The organism is Streptomyces sp. NPDC005408, from assembly GCF_040606445.1.
In the GTDB taxonomy this organism is placed as follows: domain Bacteria; phylum Actinomycetota; class Actinomycetes; order Streptomycetales; family Streptomycetaceae; genus Streptomyces.
In genome coordinates this window covers 36,891-57,723 of record NZ_JBEXEX010000048.1, presented here as the reverse complement: position 1 = coordinate 57,723, position 20,833 = coordinate 36,891, and the positions used below count along the sequence as shown (strand labels likewise).

Here is a 20,833-nt window from a genome sequence, read left to right as displayed (position 1 = left end):
AAGAGGGCTTCCGGGCCGCTCTGACCGGCCTGGTCAACCGGTACGCACGCGACAAGAAGCTGCTGCGCGAGAAGGACGACAACCTCTCCGGCGAGCGAACCCGTAAGACGGGTTCGCCCTCCGACGTGACGTTTCTCCTGAAGCGGTGTCAGCCCTCTTCGTGCGTGACCGCGCGCCGCGCGTCCGCGTCGAGCACGCCCCAGCTGATGAGCTGCTCGGTCAGGACCGACGGTGACTGGTCATAGATCACGGCCAGGGTGCGCAGGTCGTCCTGACGGATCGACAGCACCTTGCCGTTGTAGTCGCCGCGCTGGGACTGGATCGTGGCGGCGTAGCGCTGCAGCGGGCCGGCCTTCTCCTGCGGCACGTGGGCCAGCCGCTCCAGGTCAAGGACAAGCTTCGGCGGCGGCTCGGCGGCCCCGCCCGGCGTGGTGCCGGGAAGCAGCTCCTGCACCGGGACGCCGTAGAAGTCCGCAAGCTCGGCAAGACGCTGTACGGTCACGGCACGGTCGCCGCGCTCGTACGAACCGACCACTACGGCCTTCCAGCGGCCCTGGGACTTCTCTTCCACGCCGTGGAGGGAAAGTCCCTGCTGGGTGCGGATGGCGCGGAGCTTGGCCCCGAGCTGTTTTGCGTATTCGCTGGACATATAGCTCCCCGGACGCTGTGACAACGTGCGGCTCCGCCGCGCGGCTGGTAACTCACTGTGAGGTTACGCAGCGTTACTTGGATGCGTCAAGCCGAAATGGTCCACACCGGTCTTCAGCAGGGCCGGGACCCGCAGCCCGGCAAGGCCCTGGTACCGTGGGTGGCGCAATTCCGACGTCCTTTAACGTCCGTCCCGTGAGGCGGAGAAGGAGGTCCGTTTCATATGGACACGCAAGGCAGTTCCGATGCCGCACGCCCCGTTCTCGAGGCCCCCGACATCGCGCGGGTACTGACCCGCATCGCCCACGAGATCGTCGAACGCGCCAAGGGCGCCGACGACGTGGTGCTTCTCGGCATTCCGACCCGCGGTGTGTACCTCGCCCGCCGGCTGGCCGACAAGCTCGAAGAGATCACCGGCCGCAAGATCCCGGTCGGCTCGCTCGACATCACCATGTACCGCGACGACCTGCGTCTGCGGCCCGCCCGCACGCTGGCCCGCACCGACATCCCCGGTGACGGCGTCGACGGCAGGCTGGTCGTCCTGGTCGACGACGTGCTCTTCTCCGGCCGCACCATCCGCGCAGCGCTCGACGCGCTCGGCGACATCGGCCGCCCCCGCGCGGTACAGCTCGCGGTCCTCGTCGACCGCGGCCACCGCGAACTCCCGATCCGAGCCGACTACGTCGGCAAGAACCTCCCCACGTCGCTGCGGGAGACGGTCAAGGTCCAGCTCGCCGAGGAGGACGGTCGCGACACCGTGCTCCTCGGTGTGCACGAGACCGCCCCGGCCGGCGAGCAGTAGCGCCCTCTCCGTACGCCCACCAGTCCCGTACGGACGTGCCACCTGCGCGCCCGCATGCCGCTGTGCTTGTCCGGGCCACCCCCGGACCCACGACCTTCAGACAACGGAGCACACCCAGATGAAGCGCCACCTCATCTCGGCCGCCGACCTCACCCGCGACGACGCCGTGCTGATCCTCGACACCGCCGAGGAGATGGCCCGGGTAGCCGACAGGCCGATCAAGAAGCTGCCGACCCTGCGCGGCCGCACCGTCGTCAACCTCTTCTTCGAGGACTCGACCCGGACCCGGATCTCCTTCGAGGCCGCCGCCAAGCGGCTCTCCGCCGATGTCATCAACTTCTCCGCCAAAGGGTCCTCGGTCTCCAAGGGCGAGTCGCTCAAGGACACCGCGCTGACCCTGGAGGCGATGGGCGCGGACGCCGTCGTCATCCGGCACGGCGCCTCCGGAGCCCCGTACCGCCTCGCCACCTCCGGCTGGATCGACGGCGCCGTCGTCAACGCCGGTGACGGCACCCACGAGCACCCCACGCAGGCGCTGCTCGACGCCTTCACCATGCGCCGCCGCCTGGTCGGCGCCGACGCCGGAACAGGGCGTGGCCTGGACGGGCGCCGGATCACGATCGTCGGCGACGTCCTGCACAGCCGGGTGGCCCGCTCCAACGTCCTGCTGCTCAACACTCTCGGCGCCGAGGTCACCCTGGTCGCCCCGCCGACCCTGGTCCCGATCGGCGTCGAGAACTGGCCGTGCGAGGTGTCGTACGACCTCGACGAGGTGCTGCCGAAGTCCGACGCGGTGATGATGCTGCGTGTGCAGCGCGAGCGGATGAACGCCGCCTTCTTCCCCACTGAGCGCGAGTACTCGCGCCGCTACGGCCTGGACGGCGACCGCATGGCGCGGATGCCGGAGCACGCCATCGTCATGCACCCCGGCCCGATGAACCGCGGCATGGAGATCACCGCCGAGGTCGCCGACTCCGACCGCTGCACGGCCGTCGAGCAGGTCGCCAACGGCGTCTCGACCCGTATGGCCGTCCTGTATCTGCTTCTGGGCGGCAACGAGCCCGCCGTCAGCCCCACCCACTCCCGCACCGAGGAGACCAAGTAACCATGAGCAAGATCCTTATTCGCGGCGCGAAGGTGCTGGGCGGCGAGGCACAGGACGTCCTGATCGACGGCGAGACCATCGCGGCCGTCGGCACCGGGCTCGAAGCCGCTGACGCGACGGTCGTCGAGGCCGAGGGCAAGATCCTGCTGCCCGGTCTCGTCGACCTGCACACCCATCTGCGCGAGCCCGGCCGCGAGGACTCGGAGACCGTCCTGACCGGCACCAAGGCGGCTGCCGTCGGCGGCTTCACCGCCGTCCACGCCATGGCAAACACCTTCCCGGTCGCCGACACGGCCGGTGTGGTCGAGCAGGTCTGGCGGCTCGGCAAGGAGTCGGGCTACTGCGACGTGCAGCCCATCGGCGCCGTCACGGTCGGCCTCGAGGGCAAGAAGCTCGCCGAACTCGGCGCCATGCACGACTCCGCCGCGGGCGTGAAGGTCTTCTCCGACGACGGCAAGTGCGTCGACGACGCGGTGATCATGCGCCGCGCCCTGGAGTACGTGAAGGCCTTCGACGGCGTCGTCGCCCAGCACGCCCAGGAGCCCCGCCTCACCGAGGGCGCCCAGATGAACGAGGGCGTCGTCTCCGCCGAGCTCGGCCTCGGCGGCTGGCCCGCCGTCGCCGAGGAGTCGATCATCGCCCGCGATGTCCTCCTCGCCGCCCACGTCGGCTCGCGCGTCCACATCTGCCACCTCTCCACCGCGGGCTCGGTCGAGATCGTCCGCTGGGCCAAGTCCAAGGGCTGGAACGTCACCGCCGAGGTCACCCCGCACCACCTGCTCCTCACCGACGAGCTGGTGCGCACGTACAACCCCGTCTACAAGGTGAACCCGCCGCTGCGCACCGAGGCCGACGTCCTGGCCCTGCGCGAGGCCCTCGCCGACGGCACCATCGACTGCGTCGCCACCGACCACGCCCCGCACCCGCACGAGGACAAGGACTGCGAGTGGGCCGCCGCCGCCATGGGCATGGTGGGCCTGGAAACCGCCCTGTCGGTCGTCCAGCAGACGATGGTCGACACCGGCCTGATCGACTGGGCGGGCGTCGCCGACCGGATGTCCTTCCGCCCGGCCGCCATCGGCCGCCTGGATGGCCACGGCCGCCCCGTCTCGGCTGGTGAGCCCGCGAACCTCACGCTCGTCGATCCGACATACCGTGGACCCGTGGACCCCGCGGGCTTCGCCTCTCGCAGCCGCAACACCCCCTACGAGGGCCGTGAGCTGCCGGGTCGCGTGACCCACACATTCCTGCGGGGCCGTGCCACGGTCGTCGACGGGAAGCTCGCGTGACAACTCTCATCATCCTGGCCGCCGACGAGAAGTCGGCGGAGGTGACCAACTGGGCCGGACGCATCGGCTGGGTGGTCGGACTGCTGCTCTTCATCGCGTTCGTCTACTGGCTGATGCGCCAGGGGTGGAAGTGGCGTGGCAGCCTCCAGTCCGACCTGCCCGAGCTGCCCACCGCGCCCGAGGCGCCGGGCGAGGCGACACTGAGCATGAGCGGCCGCTACCACGGCTCCACGACCGCAGGGCAGTGGCTGGACCGGATCGTGGCCCACGGCCTGGGCACCCGCAGCCGCGTCGAGCTCACGCTCACCGACGCGGGCCTGGACGTCGTACGCCCCGGGGCGCAGGACTTCTTCGTCCCCAGGGCAGCACTGCGCGAGGCCAGGCTCGACAAGGGCATCGCGGGCAAGGTCCTCACCGAGGGCGGACTGCTGATCGTCACCTGGGCGCACGGCGACAAGCTGATCGACTCCGGCTTCCGCTCCGACCATGCGGCCGAGCACGCCGCGTGGGTCGAGGCGATCAACAACCTGAACCAGAACAGCACGACGGAAGGCGCACGATGACGACCTCCACCTGGGGAGCCGCCAAGGTTCCCGCCGTACTCGTCCTGGAGGACGGCCGCACCTTCCGCGGCCGTGCCTACGGGGCCGTGGGGGAGACCTTCGGCGAGGCGGTGTTCAACACCGGCATGACCGGTTACCAGGAGACGCTCACAGACCCCTCCTACCACCGCCAGGTCGTCGTGATGACCGCCCCGCACGTCGGCAACACCGGCGTCAACGACGAGGACGACGAGTCCCAGCAGATCTGGGTCGCCGGCTATGTCGTACGCGACCCCGCGCGCGTGCACTCCAACTGGCGCTCCCGGCGCTCCCTCGACGAGCAGCTCGTCGCCCAGGGCGTCGTCGGCATCAGCGACATCGACACCCGTGCGCTCACCCGCCATCTGCGCGAGCGCGGCGCGATGCGCGTCGGCATCTTCTCCGGCGCGGCGGTCATGGATGACGCCACGCTGCTCGCCAAGGTGCAGTCCAGCCCGCAGATGAAGGGCGCGAACCTCTCCGCCGAGGTCGCCACCACCCAGGCGTACGTCGTTCCCGCGATCGGCACCAAGAAGTTCACCGTCGCCGCCATCGACCTCGGCATCAAGGGCATGACCCCGCACCGGATGGCCGAGCGCGGCATCGAGGTGCACGTCCTGCCCGCCACCGCCACGGTCGAGCAGGTGTACGCGGTCAACCCCGACGGCGTCTTCCTCTCCAACGGCCCTGGCGACCCGGCCACCGCCGATCTGACCGTCGTCAAGGCGGTCCTGGAGCGCAAGACCCCACTCTTCGGCATCTGTTTCGGCAACCAGCTGCTCGGCCGCTCGCTCGGCTTCGGCACGTACAAGCTGAAGTACGGCCACCGCGGCATCAACCAGCCCGTGCAGGACCGCTCGACCGGCAAGGTCGAGGTCACCGCGCACAACCACGGATTCGCCGTCGACGCACCGCTCGACAAGGTTTCCGACACCCCCTACGGCCGCGCCGAGGTCTCCCACGTCTGCCTCAACGACAACGTGGTCGAGGGCCTCCAACTGCTCGACCAGCCGGCCTTCAGCGTCCAGTACCACCCCGAGGCGGCCGCGGGCCCGCACGACGCCGCGTACCTCTTCGACCGCTTCGTATCCCTGATGGAGGGCCAGCGTGCCTAAGCGCTCCGATATCCAGTCCGTCCTGGTCATCGGCTCCGGCCCGATCGTCATCGGTCAGGCCGCCGAGTTCGACTACTCCGGCACCCAGGCCTGCCGTGTCCTCAAGTCCGAGGGCCTGCGGGTCATCCTGGTGAACTCCAACCCGGCGACGATCATGACCGACCCGGAGATCGCCGACGCCACGTACGTCGAGCCGATCACCCCCGAGTTCGTCGAGAAGATCATCGCCAAGGAGCGCCCCGACGCGCTGCTGCCCACCCTCGGCGGCCAGACCGCGCTCAACACCGCGATCTCCATGCACGAGCAGGGTGTGCTCGAGAAGTACGGCGTCGAGCTCATCGGCGCCAATGTCGAGGCGATCAACAAGGGCGAGGACCGCGACCTGTTCAAGGGTGTCGTCGAGGCCGTCAAGGCCAAGATCGGCCACGGCGAGTCCGCACGCTCGGTCATCTGCCACTCCATGGACGACGTCCTCAAGGGCGTCGACGAGCTCGGCGGCTACCCGGTCGTCGTCCGCCCCTCCTTCACCATGGGCGGTGCCGGATCCGGCTTCGCCCACAACGAGGACGAGCTGCGCCGGATCGCCGGACAGGGCCTCACGCTCTCGCCGACCACCGAGGTGCTCCTCGAGGAGTCCATCCTCGGCTGGAAGGAGTACGAGCTGGAGCTGATGCGCGACAAGCACGACAATGTCGTGGTCGTCTGCTCCATCGAGAACTTCGACCCCATGGGCGTGCACACCGGCGATTCGATCACCGTCGCCCCCGCGATGACGCTGACCGACCGCGAGTACCAGCGGCTGCGCGACGTCGGCATCGCGATCATCCGCGAGGTCGGCGTGGACACCGGCGGCTGCAACATCCAGTTCGCCGTCAACCCCGACGACGGCCGGATCATCGTCATCGAGATGAACCCGCGCGTCTCGCGGTCCTCCGCGCTCGCGTCGAAGGCCACCGGCTTCCCGATCGCCAAGATCGCCGCCCGGCTCGCCGTCGGCTACACCCTCGACGAGATCCCCAACGACATCACCGAGAAGACCCCGGCGTCCTTCGAGCCCACGCTCGACTACGTCGTGGTCAAGGTGCCGCGGTTCGCCTTCGAGAAGTTCCCCTCCGCCGACGCCACCCTCACCACCACCATGAAGTCGGTGGGCGAGGCCATGGCGATCGGCCGGAACTTCACCGAGGCGCTGCAAAAGGCGCTGCGCTCGCTGGAGAAGAAGGGCTCGCAGTTCTCCTTCACCGGAGAGCCCGGCGACAAGCCGGAGCTGCTGCTGACCGCCAAGGTCCCCACCGACGGCCGGATCAACACCGTCATGCAGGCCATCCGCGCGGGCGCCACGCCCGAAGAGGTCTTCGATGCGACCAAGATCGACCCGTGGTTCGTGGACCAGCTCTTCCTGATCAAGGAGCACGCGGACGAGCTCGCCGCCGCCGAGAAGCTCTACCCCGAGCTGCTCGCGGACGCCAAGCGCCACGGCTTCTCCGACGCCCAGATCGCCGAGATCCGCGGGCTGCGCGAGGACGTCGTACGCGAGGTCCGGCACGCGCTGGGCATCCGCCCGGTCTACAAGACGGTCGACACCTGCGCCGCCGAATTCGCCGCCAAGACCCCGTACTTCTACTCCTCCTACGACGAGGAGAGCGAGGTCGCGCCGCGCGAGAAGCCCGCCGTGATCATCCTCGGCTCGGGCCCGAACCGCATCGGCCAGGGCATCGAGTTCGACTACTCCTGTGTCCACGCCTCCTTCGCGCTCAGCGACGCGGGCTACGAGACCGTGATGGTCAACTGCAACCCCGAGACCGTCTCCACCGACTACGACACCTCCGACCGGCTCTACTTCGAGCCGCTCACGCTGGAGGACGTCCTGGAGATCGTCCACGCCGAGTCGCTGGCGGGACCGATCGCCGGAGTGGTCGTACAGCTCGGCGGCCAGACCCCGCTGGGTCTCGCACAGGCGCTCAAGGACAACGGCGTGCCGGTCGTGGGCACCCCGCCCGAGGCCATCCACGCCGCCGAGGACCGCGGCGCGTTCGGCCAGGTGCTCGCCGACGCCGGTCTCCCGGCCCCCAAGCACGGCACCGCGACCACCTTCGCCGGGGCCAAGGCGATCGCCGACGAGATCGGCTACCCGGTCCTCGTACGCCCGTCGTACGTGCTCGGCGGACGCGGCATGGAGATCGTGTACGACGAGTCGCGCCTCGAGAAGTACATCGCCGAGTCCACCGAGATCAGCCCCACCCGGCCTGTCCTGGTCGACCGCTTCCTCGACGACGCGATCGAGATCGACGTCGACGCGCTCTACGACGGCACGGAGCTCTACCTCGGCGGCGTCATGGAGCACATCGAGGAGGCCGGTATCCACTCCGGCGACTCGGCCTGCGCGCTGCCCCCGATCACGCTCGGCGGCTTCGACATCAAGCGGCTGCGGGCCTCGACCGAGGCCATCGCGAGGGGCGTCGGCGTCCGCGGACTGATCAACATCCAGTTCGCGATGGCGGGCGACATCCTCTACGTCCTCGAAGCCAACCCGCGTGCCTCGCGGACCGTCCCCTTCACCTCGAAGGCGACCGCGGTGCCGCTGGCCAAGGCCGCAGCCCGTATCTCGCTGGGGGCGACCATCGCCGAGCTGCGCGCCGAGGGCCTGCTCCCGGCGAACGGCGACGGCGGCACGCTCCCGATGGACGCGCCGATCTCCGTCAAGGAGGCCGTGATGCCGTGGTCGCGCTTCCGCGACATCCACGGGCGCGGCGTCGACACCGTCCTCGGCCCGGAGATGCGCTCCACGGGCGAGGTCATGGGCATCGACTCGGTCTTCGGGACGGCGTACGCCAAGTCGCAGGCGGGTGCGTACGGACCGCTGCCGACCAAGGGCCGCGCGTTCATCTCGGTCGCCAACCGCGACAAGCGCTCGATGATCTTCCCGGCGCGTGAGCTGGTCGCCCACGGCTTCGAGCTGCTCGCCACCTCCGGCACGGCCGAGGTGCTCAAGCGCAACGGCATCAACGCCACCATCGTGCGCAAGCAGAGCGAGGGCCAGGGCCCGAACGGCGAGCGGACCATCGTCCAGCTCATCCACGACGGAGACATCGACCTCATCGTCAACACCCCGTACGGAACGGGTGGCCGTCTCGACGGCTACGAGATCCGTACGGCGGCTGTGGCGCGCTCCGTGCCGTGCCTGACGACGGTCCAGGCCCTCGCCGCCGCCGTCCAGGGCATCGACGCGCTCAACCGCGGTGATGTGGGCGTCCGTTCACTCCAGGAACACGCGGAACACCTGACCGCGGCCCGCGACTAGCAAACGGCGAGGGGGACACCGGAAACGGTGTCCCCCTCTTCATGAGGACACCTGGACACCACCATGTACAAGCTCTTCTTCAACCTCGTCTTCAAGCGCATGGATCCGGAGCAGGCCCACTACCTGGCCTTCCGCTGGATCCGCCTCGCGGTCCGCACCCCCGTCCTGCGTACGTTCGTCGCCGCGGCTCTCGCGCCGCGCTACAAGGAGCTGCGTACCGAGGCATTCGGCCTGCGTATGCACGGCCCCTTCGGCCTCGCCGCCGGCTTCGACAAGAACGCCGTCGCCATCGACGGCATGTCGATGCTCGGCTTCGACCACATCGAGATCGGCACGGTCACGGGCGAGGCGCAGCCCGGCAACCCGAAGAAGCGCCTCTTCCGCCTCGTACCGGACCGCGCGCTGATCAACCGCATGGGCTTCAACAACGAGGGCTCGGCGGCGGTCGCGGAGCGCCTCCACGCGCGCGTGCCGGTCTTCAAGACCGTCGTCGGCGTCAACATCGGCAAGACGAAGGCCGTCCCGGAGGCCGAGGCCGCCGCCGACTACGTGATGTCGACCGAGCGGCTGGCCGAGCACGCCGACTACCTCGTCGTGAACGTCTCCTCGCCGAACACCCCCGGCCTGCGCAACCTCCAGGCCACCGAGTCGCTGCGCCCGCTGCTGACCGCGGTTCGCGAGGCCGCCGACCGCACGGTCACCGACCGCCGCGTCCCGCTCCTGGTCAAGATCGCCCCCGACCTCGCGGACGAGGACGTCGACGCGGTCGCCGACCTCGCCCTCGAACTGGGCCTGGACGGCATCATCGCCACCAACACGACCATCGCCCGCGAGGGTCTCGGCCTGAAGTCCGACCCGGCGCTGGTGAAGGAGACCGGCGGACTGTCCGGCGCGCCGGTCAAGGAACGCTCCCTGGAGGTCCTGAGCCGCCTCTACGCGCGCGTGGGCGACCGGATCACCCTGGTGGGCGTCGGCGGCATCGAGAACGCCGAGGACGCCTGGCAGCGCATCCTGGCGGGCGCCACGCTCGTCCAGGGCTACAGCGCCTTCATCTACGAGGGCCCCTTCTACGCCCGCGCGATCCACAAGGGCCTGGCCGCCCGCCTGGCAGCCAGCCCGTACGCCACCCTCGCCGACGCGGTCGGCGCCGAGACGCGAAAGGCCACCGCATGAGTCCCCTGGAGACCACTGCGCCCTTCGGCGCGCGCCTGCGCCACGCCATGGACACCCGCGGCCCGCTCTGCGTCGGGATCGACCCGCACGCGTCGCTGCTGACCGCCTGGGGCCTGGGTGACGACATCGCGGGCCTGGAGCGCTTCACGCGTACGACGGTGGAGGCGCTGGCCGACCGGGTCGCCGTCCTGAAGCCGCAGTCGGCGTTCTTCGAGCGCTTCGGCTCGCGCGGCATTGCCGTACTGGAGAAGGCGGTCGAGGAGGCGCGGGCCGCGGGCGCGCTGGTGATCATGGACGCCAAGCGGGGCGACATCGGCTCGACGATGGCCGCGTACGCCGCGACCTACCTCGACAAGGACTCGCCGCTGTTCTCGGACGCGGTGACGGTTTCTCCGTATCTGGGCTTCGGCTCGCTGCGTCCGGCGCTGGACGCGGCCGCGGTCTCGGGTGCGGGCGTCTTCGTGCTGGCTCTCACCTCGAATCCGGAGGGCGCGGAGGTGCAGCGCTCCACGGCCGCGGACGGGCGGTCGCTGGCGCAGGTGATGCTCGACCACATGGCGGTGGAGAACGCCGGCGCCGAACCGATGGGGTCGGTCGGCGCGGTCGTCGGCGCGACGCTGGGCGACGCGGGCGTGAATCTCGACATCAACGGGCCGCTTCTGGCACCCGGTATCGGCGCGCAGGGCGCGACCCCCGCGGACCTTCCCGGAGTCTTCGGCCCGGCGGTCGGAAACGTCGTACCGAGTGTCAGCCGGGGCGTTCTGCGCCACGGTCCGGACGTGGCGGCGCTGAGGGAGTCGGCGACGCGCTTCGCGGACGAGGTACGAGCGGCGGTCTCGGGCGTTTAGCCCCTTGTCGGGGGCCTCGAACACCTCCGCGAAAATTGCTGCATCGACCACGTTGACGAAATCTTGGCCCAAAACTTGGTCGATATGTCGCAAATGTCCTGGTCGGTCGATGCTGACCAGGACTTTTCGTCTGTTCTCGCTGACTGGAGCGGCCTTGGCCGCTAGTCTCCGTCGAAGAGCGAACGTGCACTTCGTTGCTCGTTGCTCGCCCTGGTGAGGCGCGCCTAGGTTCCTCACCGGTCCGTATCCGACAGTTCGACATCCGAGGTGACGTAGGCGTGGCTCTTCCGCCCCTTACCCCTGAACAGCGCGCAGCCGCGCTCGAAAAGGCCGCCGCGGCTCGCCGGGAGCGGGCCGAGGTCAAGAATCGACTCAAGCACTCCGGCGCCTCGCTCCACGAGGTCATCAAGCAGGGTCAGGAGAACGACGTCATCGGCAAGATGAAGGTCTCCGCTCTCCTTGAGTCCCTGCCGGGCGTGGGCAAGGTCCGCGCCAAGCAGCTCATGGAGCGGCTCGGCATCTCCGAGAGCCGTCGTGTGCGGGGTCTCGGCTCCAACCAGATCGCCTCTCTTGAGCGCGAGTTCGGCGGCGGCGCCGCCTGACGTTCTCGGGCACTCCCGGGAACCTGGATAATCGCTGCATGGCAGCAGAGGTACGTCCGCGGCTGACCGTGCTCTCCGGCCCCTCCGGGGTCGGCAAGAGCACGGTCGTCGCCCATATGCGCAAGGTCCACCCCGAGGTATGGCTCTCGGTGTCGGCCACCACAAGAAAGCCGCGCCCCGGCGAACGTCACGGCGTTCAGTATTTCTTCGTCACCGACGAGGAATTCGACAAGCTGATCGCCAATGGCGAGCTGCTGGAATGGGCCGAGTTCGCGGGCAATCGCTACGGCACGCCGCGCCGTGCGGTGCTCGACCGCCTGGAGGCGGGCGAGCCGGTGCTGCTGGAGATCGATCTCCAGGGCGCGCGGCAGGTCAAGGAATCCATGCCGGATTCGCAGCTTGTCTTCCTGGCCCCGCCGAGCTGGGAAGAGCTGGTCCGTCGGCTCACCGGCCGCGGAACCGAGTCCCCCGAGGTCATCGAGCGTCGGCTTGCGGTCGCGAAGGTAGAGCTGGCCGCCGAGTCGGAGTTCGATGTCACCCTGGTCAATACCTCCGTCGAGGACGTGGCGCGTGAGCTGCTAGCCTTGATGGCAGTTGTTTGATCTTTGTCCGATCATTTTGCAAGTTCTTCGGAAGGCTAGAGAGTGTCCTCTTCCATCACTGCGCCCGAGGGCATCATCAACCCGCCGATCGACGAGCTGCTCGAGGCCACCGACTCGAAGTACAGCCTTGTGATCTACGCGGCCAAGCGCGCGCGCCAGATCAACGCGTACTACTCGCAGCTCGGCGAGGGTCTCCTCGAGTACGTCGGTCCGCTGGTGGACACCCACGTCCACGAGAAGCCGCTCTCGATCGCCCTGCGTGAGATCAACGCGGGTCTGCTGACCTCGGAGGCCATTGAGGGCCCGGCTCAGTAGCGTTTTACGCTCTTCACCACAGGCCCGGCGGCGCGTCCGCCGGGCCTGTGGTGTGTGATTGGGGTACGCATCCGAGTGCGGGGAGACGCAGTGGACAAGCCGAAGGTCGTTCTGGGGGTCAGCGGAGGCATCGCCGCGTACAAGGCGTGCGAGCTGCTGCGGAGGCTGACGGAGTCGGGTCACGACGTACGCGTGGTGCCGACCGGGTCTGCGCTGAACTTCGTCGGCGCAGCGACCTGGTCCGCGCTCTCCGGCCACCCCGTGTCGACCGAGGTCTGGTCCGACGTCCACGAGGTTCCGCACGTACGGATCGGGCAGGGCGCCGATCTGGTCGTCGTCGCCCCGGCCACCGCCGACATGCTCGCCAAGGCGGCGCACGGCCTCGCCGACGACCTGCTCACCAATACGCTCCTCACGGCGCGCTGTCCCGTGATCTTCGCGCCCGCCATGCACACCGAGATGTGGGAGCACCCCGCAACCCAGGAAAACGTTGAGACGCTGCGCCGCCGGGGAGCCGTGGTCATCGAGCCCGCGGTCGGCCGGCTCACCGGCGTCGACACCGGCAAGGGACGGCTGCCCGAACCTGGCGAGATCTTCGAGGTCTGCCGCAGGGTGCTCGCCCGCGGCGTGGCGGCGCCGGACCTGGCGGGCCGCCATGTGGTCGTCAGCGCGGGCGGCACGCGCGAGCCGCTGGACCCGGTGCGCTACCTGGGGAACCGATCGTCGGGCAAGCAGGGGTACGCCCTCGCCCGCACCGCCGCGGCCCGTGGCGCGCGCGTCACGCTCATCGAGGCCAACACCGGCATCGCGGACCCGGCGGGCGTCGACGTCGTCCATGTGGGAACGGCGGTCCAGCTGCGCGAGGCCGTGCTGAAGGCCGCGTCGGACGCCGACGCCGTGGTGATGGCCGCGGCCGTGGCGGACTTCCGCCCCGCCGCGTACGCCGCGGGCAAGATCAAGAAGAAGGACGGCCAGGAGCCCGCGCCCATCGGGCTGGTCCGCAACCCCGACATCCTCGCCGAGATCTCCGCCGAACGGGCCCGTTCCGGCCAGGTGATCGTCGGCTTCGCCGCCGAGACGGACGACGTTCTCAGCAACGGCCGCGAGAAGCTGCGCCGCAAAGGCTGCGATCTGCTCGTGGTGAACGAGGTGGGGGAGCGCAAGACCTTCGGCTCCGAGGAGAACGAGGCCGTCGTCCTCGCGGCGGACGGCGGCGAGACGCCGGTCCCGTACGGGCCCAAGGAGTCCCTGGCGGACACCGTGTGGGACCTGGTCGTGCCGCGGCTTGGGTGAATTCTTGGGTTCGCCTCAGCGGCCGGATGAAACTGGGTGAAATCTGGCATATCGACCCCTGATTGGGGTCTATCGTTCTAGAGTCCTGCGCCCGAGCACAGGTCAAAGAGCTCCCACGGAGCGAGACGGGTGGACCGGTGGCGGAGGGCGCCAGATAAACTGGTCATGGAACGTCGCGGGGCGCAGCCCCCGGCCGGTCCGCCAATGATCAGCCAGCAGCCGCTGCAACCCCAGGGAGCATTGTGTCCCGTCGTCTGTTCACCTCGGAGTCCGTGACCGAGGGTCACCCCGACAAGATCGCTGACCAAATCAGCGACACGATTCTCGACGCCCTTCTGCGGGAGGACCCGACCTCCCGGGTCGCCGTGGAGACCTTGATCACCACGGGTCTGGTGCATGTCGCCGGCGAGGTGACCACCAAGGCGTACGCCGACATCCCCACGCTGGTGCGCAACAAGATCCTCGAGATCGGCTACGACTCCTCGAAGAAGGGCTTCGACGGCGCGTCCTGCGGCGTCTCGGTCTCCATCGGTGCGCAGTCGCCGGACATCGCGCAGGGCGTCGACACCGCGTACGAGAAGCGGGTCGAGGGCGACGAGGACGAGCTCGACAAGCAGGGCGCCGGCGACCAGGGCCTGATGTTCGGCTACGCCTGCGACGAGACCCCCGAGCTGATGCCGCTGCCGATCCACCTGGCGCACCGGCTCTCCCGCCGGCTGTCCGAGGTCCGCAAGAACGGGACCATCCCGTACCTGCGCCCCGACGGCAAGACCCAGGTCACCATCGAGTACGACGGCGACAAGGCCGTGCGCCTGGACACCGTGGTCGTCTCCTCGCAGCACGCGTCCGACATCGACCTGGACTCGCTGCTCGCGCCCGACATCCGTGAGTTCGTCGTCGAGCACGTGCTCAAGCAGCTCATCGACGACGGCATCAAGCTGGACACCGACGGCTACCGGCTGCTGGTCAACCCGACCGGCCGCTTCGAGATCGGCGGCCCGATGGGCGACGCCGGCCTGACCGGCCGCAAGATCATCATCGACACCTACGGCGGCATGGCCCGCCACGGCGGCGGTGCCTTCTCCGGCAAGGACCCGTCGAAGGTGGACCGCTCGGCGGCGTACGCGATGCGCTGGGTCGCGAAGAACGTCGTGGCCGCCGGCCTCGCCGCCCGCTGCGAGGTCCAGGTCGCGTACGCGATCGGCAAGGCCGAGCCGGTCGGCCTCTTCGTCGAGACCTTCGGCACGGCGTCGGTCGACGTCGACAAGATCGAGCAGGCCATCGCGGAGGTCTTCGACCTGCGCCCGGCGGCGATCATCCGCGACCTCGACCTGCTGCGCCCGATCTACGCGCAGACGGCGGCGTACGGCCACTTCGGCCGCGAGCTGCCGGACTTCACATGGGAGCGCACGGACCGCGTGGACGCGCTGCGCAAGGCCGCGGGTCTGTAAGCACGGCACGCTCACGGCGGCCCCGGACCGACAAGGTCCGGGGCCGTTCGGCTGTCAGTGGCATCTGGTAGGAATTTGGCTGTGAGCAGCGACAACAAGCAGCCCGAAGAGCCCGCCGCCGACGGGCCCGAGCAGCTTGCGCTCATTCGGGAGACGGTGCGCAAGGCCAAGGTGCCCAAGGCCAAACCGCGGACCTGGCGGGGGGCCGCGCTGGCCAAGGAGCTGCCCGTGGCGCGGGTGATGGTCAACAAGGGCGTGCTGCATCTCGATCAGTACTTCGACTACGCCGTGCCCGAGGAGTTGGACGCGGACGCGCAGCCGGGGGTGCGGGTGCGCGTGCGCTTCGGGGCCGGGGAGCATCGGGTTCGGGCGGGGCGGCGCGAAGGGGGCGGGCTGATCGACGGGTTTCTCATCGAGCGGCGTGCCGAGACGGACTATGCGGGAGCGCTCGCAGCGCTCGCCTATGTTGTCTCGCCCGAGCCGGTGCTCAGCCCGGAGACGCTTGCCCTCGCGCGTGCGGTCGCCGATCGGTATGCGGGGAGCCTGGCGGATGTGCTGCAGCTCGCCGTTCCGCCGAGGAACGGACGGGCCGAGGCGAAGCCATCCCCGGAGCCGCTGCCGCCGCCCGTGGCACCGGAGGCCGGGAGCTGGGGGAGGTACGGCCGGGGGGCGGCGTTCCTGGAGGCGCTTGCGAGTGGGGGCGCGCCGCGAGCCGTGTGGACCGCGTTGCCCGGGCCGCAGTGGCCGGACGAGCTGGCGCGGGCCGTCGCGGCGACACTCGCCTCGGGGCGGGGCGCGCTGGTCGTCGTGCCCGACGGGCGGCGGGCCGCGCGGGTGGATGCCGCGCTCACAGCCCTGCTCGGGGAGGGTCGGCATGCGCTGCTGACCGCCGAATCCGGGCCCGAGAAGCGGTACCGGCAGTGGCTCGCCGTGCGACGGGGGTCGGTGCGGGCCGTCGTCGGGACCCGGGCCGCGATGTTCGCCCCCGTACAGAATCTCGGCCTTGTCGCGATCTGGGACGACGGCGACTCCAGCCACAGCGACGAGAACGCACCGTTCCCGCATGTGCGTGAAGTGCTCGAACTGCGGGCCAAGCACGACACGTGCGGCTTCCTGCTGGGCAGTACGAGCTGCACGGTCGAGGCGGCGCAGCTGGTGGAGAGCGGCTGGGCGCTGCCGCTGATCGCCGACCGCGAGCGGGTGCGCAAGGCCGCGCCCCTGGTGCGTACGGTCGGGGACGGCGAGCTGGCTCGCGACGGGGCCGCGCGGGCGGCACGGCTGCCCAGTCTGGCCTGGCAGACCGTGCGAGACGGACTCAAGAGCGGTCCGGTGCTGGTCCAGGTGCCCAGGCGCGGCTATGTGCCCAGGCTCGCCTGCGAGCGGTGCCGTACGCCCGCCCGGTGCCGGCACTGCTCGGGCCCGCTGGAGGCGCCGGACGAGCGGGATCTGAAGTGCGGCTGGTGCGGGCGCGGTGCGCCCGACTGGCACTGCGTCGAGTGCGGCAGTAATCGACTGCGCGCCCAGATCGTGGGTGCTCGGCGTACGGCCGAGGAGCTGGGCCGGGCCTTCCCGGCCGTTCAGGTCCGCACGTCGGGGCGGGACCATGTGCTGGACACCGTGCCCGGACGGCCCGCGCTGGTGGTGAGCACGCCCGGCGCGGAGCCCGTGGCCGAGGGCGGGTACGCGGCGGCGCTGCTGCTGGACGGCTGGGCGATGCTGGGGCGGCCCGATCTGCGCGCGGGCGAGGACGCGCTGCGGCGCTGGATGGACGCCGCCGCGCTGGTACGCGGTCAGGGCGAGGGCGGCACCGTGGTGGTCGTCGCCGAGCCGACGCTGCGTCCTGTGCAGGCGCTCGTGCGCTGGGACCCGGTCGGGCACGCACAGCGCGAGCTGGCCGAGCGGGCAGAGCTCGGGTTCCCGCCGGTGTCGCGGATGGCGGCGGTCTCGGGCCGGGCGGAGGCGGTCGCCGCGTTTGTGGCGAGTGCCGAACTACCGGGTGACACAGAGGTGCTGGGCCCGGTTCCGCTGCGGATCACGGACCCGGGCAGGCCCCGAAGACCGGGTGATCCCCCGGTGGGCGAGGCATGGGAGCGGGTGCTGCTGAGGGTGCGGCCGGGCAGTGGAGCGGCGCTGGCCGCCGCGCTGAAGTCGGCGCAGGCCGCCCGGATGGCCCGAGGGGGCACCGAGCAGGTCCGGATCAGGGTCGACCCGCCGGACATCGGCTGAGGGGCGCGTCGGCGGACCGCGAACGCCGCGGGTGCGGCCGGCGGGTGCGGCCGACGCGGGCCGTAGCCGCGGGGTGCGCCCCGAGCGACCGCCTGCGGGACCGCTCACGCGTCCGCCTGCGCGTCCTCGTGCGGGGCCGCCCAGGCGTCCTCCCACACCTCCACCTACGGGTCCGCCCTCGCGACCGCCTGCGGGAGTCTCGTACAGCAAACGGCTGCCCCCACCCGTCAGGGCAGGGGCAGCCGGGCGGAAGGTCAGCCGTTGCGCGGGCCGGGGAAGGCGCTCGGGCGGGCCTCCTCGCGGAGGGATTGGCTGCTGGCCGTCGGCTGCGGCGGCATCGCGCGGGCGGCGGGGACGCCCGGCAGGCTCGGGCCCACCGGCAGTGTGCGGGTCGTCGCCGTGTCCGCGCCGTGGTCCACATCCGCGGTGCCCGCCTGCTGGGCGGCCCGCCGCGCGCCGTAACGGCGGTGGACCGCCTGCTTGGTGACCCCGAGAGCCGAGCCCACCGCGTCCCACGAGAAACCCAGCGAACGGTCGAAGTCCACCGCCGCGGTCACCAGTGTCTCGACGCTGTCCCGCAGCTCCTGCGCCAGACGGACGGTCGGGGCCGGGGCCCTGCCGTAGACGACGAAGCCCGTGGAGGGGCCTGAGCGGCGCGGGCGGTAGACATTGCCCAGCTGGGCGGTCAGCGTGCGCAATGCGTCCACCTGACGGCGGACCCGCTCGATGTCCCGCACCAACAGGTGCAGACTTGCCCTGGCTTGGGCGTCGTGGGTTGCGTGGTCGGCCATTGACAAGCCTCTCGAACCGGCGTTGAAAAAGGGGCCGGGCCGCATCCGGGGCGGCCCGCTTCGGTCAATCTCTCTTGACCAACGCTCTACCCGGCGATGTGGTCACGGTGCGGGGGCGTATGCGCATATGCGCGGGGCGCACGGCCGTCCGTACGCCCCCTGCCGCCCGGCCCCATAGACTGGTGTGCTGCTCGTCACCGCACGCAGCGCACCGAATCGCGCCGCACGCAGCAGCAGCTGTCCGCACGTACCAGCCTGAGAGGCAGTCAGCCACCGATGAAGCTCGTCTTCGCAGGCACCCCCGAGGTCGCCGTACCGTCCCTGGACGCCCTGATCGCCTCCGACCGGCATGAAGTGGCCGCCGTCGTCACCCGGCCCGACGCACCCGCCGGGCGCGGCCGCCATCTGGTGGCCAGCCCGGTCGCGCAGCGTGCCGAGGAGGCCGGGATCGAGGTGCTGAAGCCGGCCAGCCCGCGTGACGAGGCGTTCCTGGAGCGGCTGCGCGAGATCGCGCCGGACTGCTGCCCGGTCGTCGCCTACGGCGCGTTGCTGCCCAAGGCTGCCCTCGATGTGCCCGCACGTGGCTGGGTCAATCTGCACTTCTCGCTGCTGCCCGCCTGGCGCGGTGCCGCACCCGTCCAGCACGCGATCCTCGCCGGGGACGAGATGACGGGCGCGTCGACCTTCCTGATCGAGGAGGGTCTCGACTCCGGGCCGGTCTACGGCGTGATCACCGAGCATGTACGGTCCACCGACACCAGCGGCGACCTGCTCACCCGGCTCGCCTTCGCCGGTGCAGGCCTGCTCGCCGCGACCATGGACGGCATCGAGGACGGCACGCTCAAGGCCGTGCCGCAGCCTGCCGAGGGCATCACGCTCGCGCCGAAGATCACCGTCGAGGACGCCCATGTGGACTGGAAGGCCCCGGCGCTCCGCGTCGACCGCCTCGTCCGCGGCTGCACCCCCGCGCCCGGCGCGTGGACGGTCTTCCGCGGCGAGCGGCTCAAGCTGATCCAGGTGGCGCTGGTGCCCGACCGTACGGACCTCGCGCCCGGCGAGCTCTCGGCAGGCAAGAACAATGTGTACGTCGGTACCGGATCGCACGCCGTCGAGCTGCTCTGGGTCCAGCCGCAGGGCAAGAAGCCGATGCGTGCGGCCGACTGGGCGCGGGGGGTGCGCATTGCCCCGGGCGAGCGAGTGGGCGCCGCGGACGTAGGCTGAGAGCGTTCGACCCTTTCAATCGCGGAGCACCTTTGAACGAGCAGGCACATCGCCGTCCCCCGAAGCCGTACCGCCGCCCCAAGAAGGATCCCGTGCGGATCCTCGCCTATGAGGCGCTCAGGGCCGTCGACGAGAGGGACGCGTACGCCAACCTCGTCCTGCCGCCCCTGCTGAAGAAGGCCCGCGAGAAAGACGACTTCGACGGGCGTGACGCGGCGCTCGCCACCGAGCTGGTGTACGGGACGCTGCGCCGCCAGGGCACGTACGACGCGATCATCTCGGCGTGCATCGACCGGCCGCTGCGCGAGGTCGACCCGCCGGTGCTCGACGTGCTGGCGCTCGGCGCGCACCAGCTGCTCGGGACCCGGATCCCCACGCACGCGGCGGTCTCGGCGAGCGTGGAGTTGGCACGGGTGGTTCTCGGCGACGGGCGGGCGAAGTTCGTCAACGCCGTTCTGCGCAAGATCTCGCAGGACGACCTGGACACCTGGCTGGAGCGGGTCGCGCCGCCGTACGACGATGACGCCGAGGACCATCTGGCCGTGGTGCACTCGCATCCGCGGTGGGTCGTCTCCGCGCTGTGGGACTCGCTGGGCGGCGGGCGCGCCGGGATCGAGGACCTGCTGGAGGCCGACAACGAGCGGCCCGAGGTGACTCTCGTCGCCAGGCCCGGACGCTCCACGACCGACGAACTGCTCGATGTGCTGGGCGAGGAGTCCGGGCAGCCGGGGCGCTGGTCGCCGTACGCCGTGCGGCTCGCCGAGGGCGGCGAACCCGGCGCCATCGAGGCCGTACGGGAGGGCCGGGCCGGGGTCCAGGACGAGGGCAGTCAGCTCGTCGCGATCGCCCTGGCCGACGCGCCGCTGGAAGGACCTGACGAGCGCTGGCTCGACGGCTGCGCAGGCCCCGGCGGCAAGGCCGCACTGCTGGCCGCGCTCGCCGCGCAACGGGGCGCGTCGCTGCTTGCATCCGAGAAGCAGCCGCACCGTGCCCGGCTGGTCGAGCGTGCGCTGGCCGGCAACCCGGGCCCCTACCAGGTCATCGCTGCCGACGGCACGCGCCCGCCGTGGCGTGAGGGCTCCTTCGACCGCGTACTCGTCGACGTCCCCTGCACCGGGCTCGGCGCACTGCGTCGCCGCCCCGAGGCCCGCTGGCGTCGCCGCCCCGAGGACCTGGAGGGCTTCGCGCCGCTCCAACGCGCCCTGCTGCGCGAGGCGTTGAAGGCGGTACGGGTCGGGGGAGTGGTCGGGTACGCGACCTGCTCGCCGCATCTCGCCGAGACCAGGGTGGTCGTGGATGACGTGCTCAAGGGCCGCGGCGGTGAGGCCGCGGAGGCAGAGCTGCTGGACGCCAGGCCCCTGATGCCGGGTGTTCCCGCGCTGGGCGAAGGGCCCGATGTGCAGCTGTGGCCGCATCTGCACGGCACGGACGCGATGTACCTCGCGCTGCTGCGTCGTACGGCCTGAGACG

The 20,833-nt window shown here is 70.6% G+C and carries 18 protein-coding genes; 16 read left to right on the top strand and 2 right to left on the bottom strand.

What is annotated here, in order from left to right; all coding sequences use genetic code 11:
• Window positions 1–148: 148 nt before the first annotated feature.
• Complete coding sequence (bldD, locus tag ABZS64_RS31340; RefSeq protein WP_266489365.1) at window positions 149–649, bottom strand: transcriptional regulator BldD; 501 nt, start codon at window positions 647–649, stop codon at window positions 149–151.
• A 222-nt stretch (window positions 650–871) separates the two neighbouring features.
• Between bldD and pyrR the strand changes: the two genes are divergently transcribed.
• The 14 genes from pyrR to ABZS64_RS31270 all read left to right on the top strand — a co-directional run bounded on the left by pyrR (window position 872) and on the right by ABZS64_RS31270 (window position 17,351).
• Window positions 872–1,450 carry a bifunctional pyr operon transcriptional regulator/uracil phosphoribosyltransferase PyrR gene (gene pyrR, locus ABZS64_RS31335; protein WP_355837048.1) on the top strand — a complete coding sequence of 193 codons (579 nt, stop codon included), beginning with the start codon at window positions 872–874 and terminating at the stop codon, window positions 1,448–1,450.
• Between the two features lie 118 nt (window positions 1,451–1,568).
• A complete protein-coding gene (locus tag ABZS64_RS31330) occupies window positions 1,569–2,555 on the top strand; it encodes an aspartate carbamoyltransferase catalytic subunit (protein ID WP_355837046.1) in 987 nt (328 codons plus the stop codon).
• A gap of 2 nt (window positions 2,556–2,557) precedes the next feature.
• Window positions 2,558–3,844, top strand: coding sequence for a dihydroorotase (locus ABZS64_RS31325; protein ID WP_355837044.1), 1,287 nt, complete (start codon window positions 2,558–2,560; stop codon window positions 3,842–3,844).
• On the top strand, window positions 3,841–4,407 hold the full coding sequence (locus ABZS64_RS31320; RefSeq protein ID WP_355837042.1) for a hypothetical protein: 567 nt from the start codon (window positions 3,841–3,843) through the stop codon (window positions 4,405–4,407). Before ABZS64_RS31325 ends, ABZS64_RS31320 begins: the two co-directional genes overlap by 4 nt.
• On the top strand, window positions 4,404–5,540 hold the full coding sequence (carA, locus tag ABZS64_RS31315) for a glutamine-hydrolyzing carbamoyl-phosphate synthase small subunit (protein WP_355837040.1): 1,137 nt from the start codon (window positions 4,404–4,406) through the stop codon (window positions 5,538–5,540). The genes ABZS64_RS31320 and carA overlap by 4 nt, the downstream gene beginning before the upstream one ends.
• The gene (gene carB, locus ABZS64_RS31310; protein ID WP_355837039.1) at window positions 5,533–8,841 is read left to right on the top strand and encodes a carbamoyl-phosphate synthase large subunit; all 3,309 of its coding nucleotides are present in this window, start codon (window positions 5,533–5,535) and stop codon (window positions 8,839–8,841) included. The genes carA and carB overlap by 8 nt, the downstream gene beginning before the upstream one ends.
• 63 nt (window positions 8,842–8,904) lie before the next feature.
• A complete protein-coding gene (locus tag ABZS64_RS31305) occupies window positions 8,905–10,014 on the top strand; it encodes a quinone-dependent dihydroorotate dehydrogenase (RefSeq protein ID WP_355837037.1) in 1,110 nt (369 codons plus the stop codon).
• Complete coding sequence (gene pyrF, locus ABZS64_RS31300) at window positions 10,011–10,862, top strand: orotidine-5'-phosphate decarboxylase (RefSeq protein WP_355837036.1); 852 nt, start codon at window positions 10,011–10,013, stop codon at window positions 10,860–10,862. The genes ABZS64_RS31305 and pyrF overlap by 4 nt, the downstream gene beginning before the upstream one ends.
• Before the next feature lie 278 nt (window positions 10,863–11,140).
• The gene (locus ABZS64_RS31295) at window positions 11,141–11,464 is read left to right on the top strand and encodes an integration host factor (RefSeq protein WP_307664661.1); all 324 of its coding nucleotides are present in this window, start codon (window positions 11,141–11,143) and stop codon (window positions 11,462–11,464) included.
• 38 nt (window positions 11,465–11,502) lie between these two features.
• Window positions 11,503–12,066: a guanylate kinase gene (gmk, locus tag ABZS64_RS31290; RefSeq protein WP_355837034.1), complete on the top strand. Its 564-nt coding sequence runs from the start codon at window positions 11,503–11,505 to the stop codon at window positions 12,064–12,066.
• 42 nt (window positions 12,067–12,108) lie between these two features.
• Window positions 12,109–12,381 carry a DNA-directed RNA polymerase subunit omega gene (gene rpoZ, locus ABZS64_RS31285; RefSeq protein WP_005319902.1) on the top strand — a complete coding sequence of 91 codons (273 nt, stop codon included), beginning with the start codon at window positions 12,109–12,111 and terminating at the stop codon, window positions 12,379–12,381.
• Between the two features lie 90 nt (window positions 12,382–12,471).
• Window positions 12,472–13,674 carry a bifunctional phosphopantothenoylcysteine decarboxylase/phosphopantothenate--cysteine ligase CoaBC gene (gene coaBC / locus ABZS64_RS31280; RefSeq protein WP_355837032.1) on the top strand — a complete coding sequence of 401 codons (1,203 nt, stop codon included), beginning with the start codon at window positions 12,472–12,474 and terminating at the stop codon, window positions 13,672–13,674.
• Between the two features lie 242 nt (window positions 13,675–13,916).
• A complete protein-coding gene (gene metK, locus ABZS64_RS31275) occupies window positions 13,917–15,125 on the top strand; it encodes a methionine adenosyltransferase (protein WP_355837030.1) in 1,209 nt (402 codons plus the stop codon).
• Between the two features lie 81 nt (window positions 15,126–15,206).
• Window positions 15,207–17,351 carry a primosomal protein N' gene (locus ABZS64_RS31270; RefSeq protein ID WP_355837028.1) on the top strand — a complete coding sequence of 715 codons (2,145 nt, stop codon included), beginning with the start codon at window positions 15,207–15,209 and terminating at the stop codon, window positions 17,349–17,351.
• A gap of 254 nt (window positions 17,352–17,605) precedes the next feature.
• On the opposite strand, the gene ABZS64_RS31265 is transcribed toward ABZS64_RS31270, so the two are convergent.
• Window positions 17,606–18,142, bottom strand: coding sequence for a hypothetical protein (locus ABZS64_RS31265; protein ID WP_355837026.1), 537 nt, complete (start codon window positions 18,140–18,142; stop codon window positions 17,606–17,608).
• A gap of 276 nt (window positions 18,143–18,418) precedes the next feature.
• On the opposite strand from ABZS64_RS31265, the gene fmt reads away from it, so the two are divergent.
• Together fmt and ABZS64_RS31255 are read left to right on the top strand one after the other, a co-directional pair.
• Entirely contained in the window at window positions 18,419–19,363 is a 945-nt protein-coding gene (gene fmt / locus ABZS64_RS31260) for a methionyl-tRNA formyltransferase (protein ID WP_355837024.1), read from the top strand.
• Between the two features lie 32 nt (window positions 19,364–19,395).
• The gene (locus ABZS64_RS31255; protein ID WP_355837022.1) at window positions 19,396–20,829 is read left to right on the top strand and encodes a transcription antitermination factor NusB; all 1,434 of its coding nucleotides are present in this window, start codon (window positions 19,396–19,398) and stop codon (window positions 20,827–20,829) included.
• Window positions 20,830–20,833: the final 4 nt, after the last annotated feature.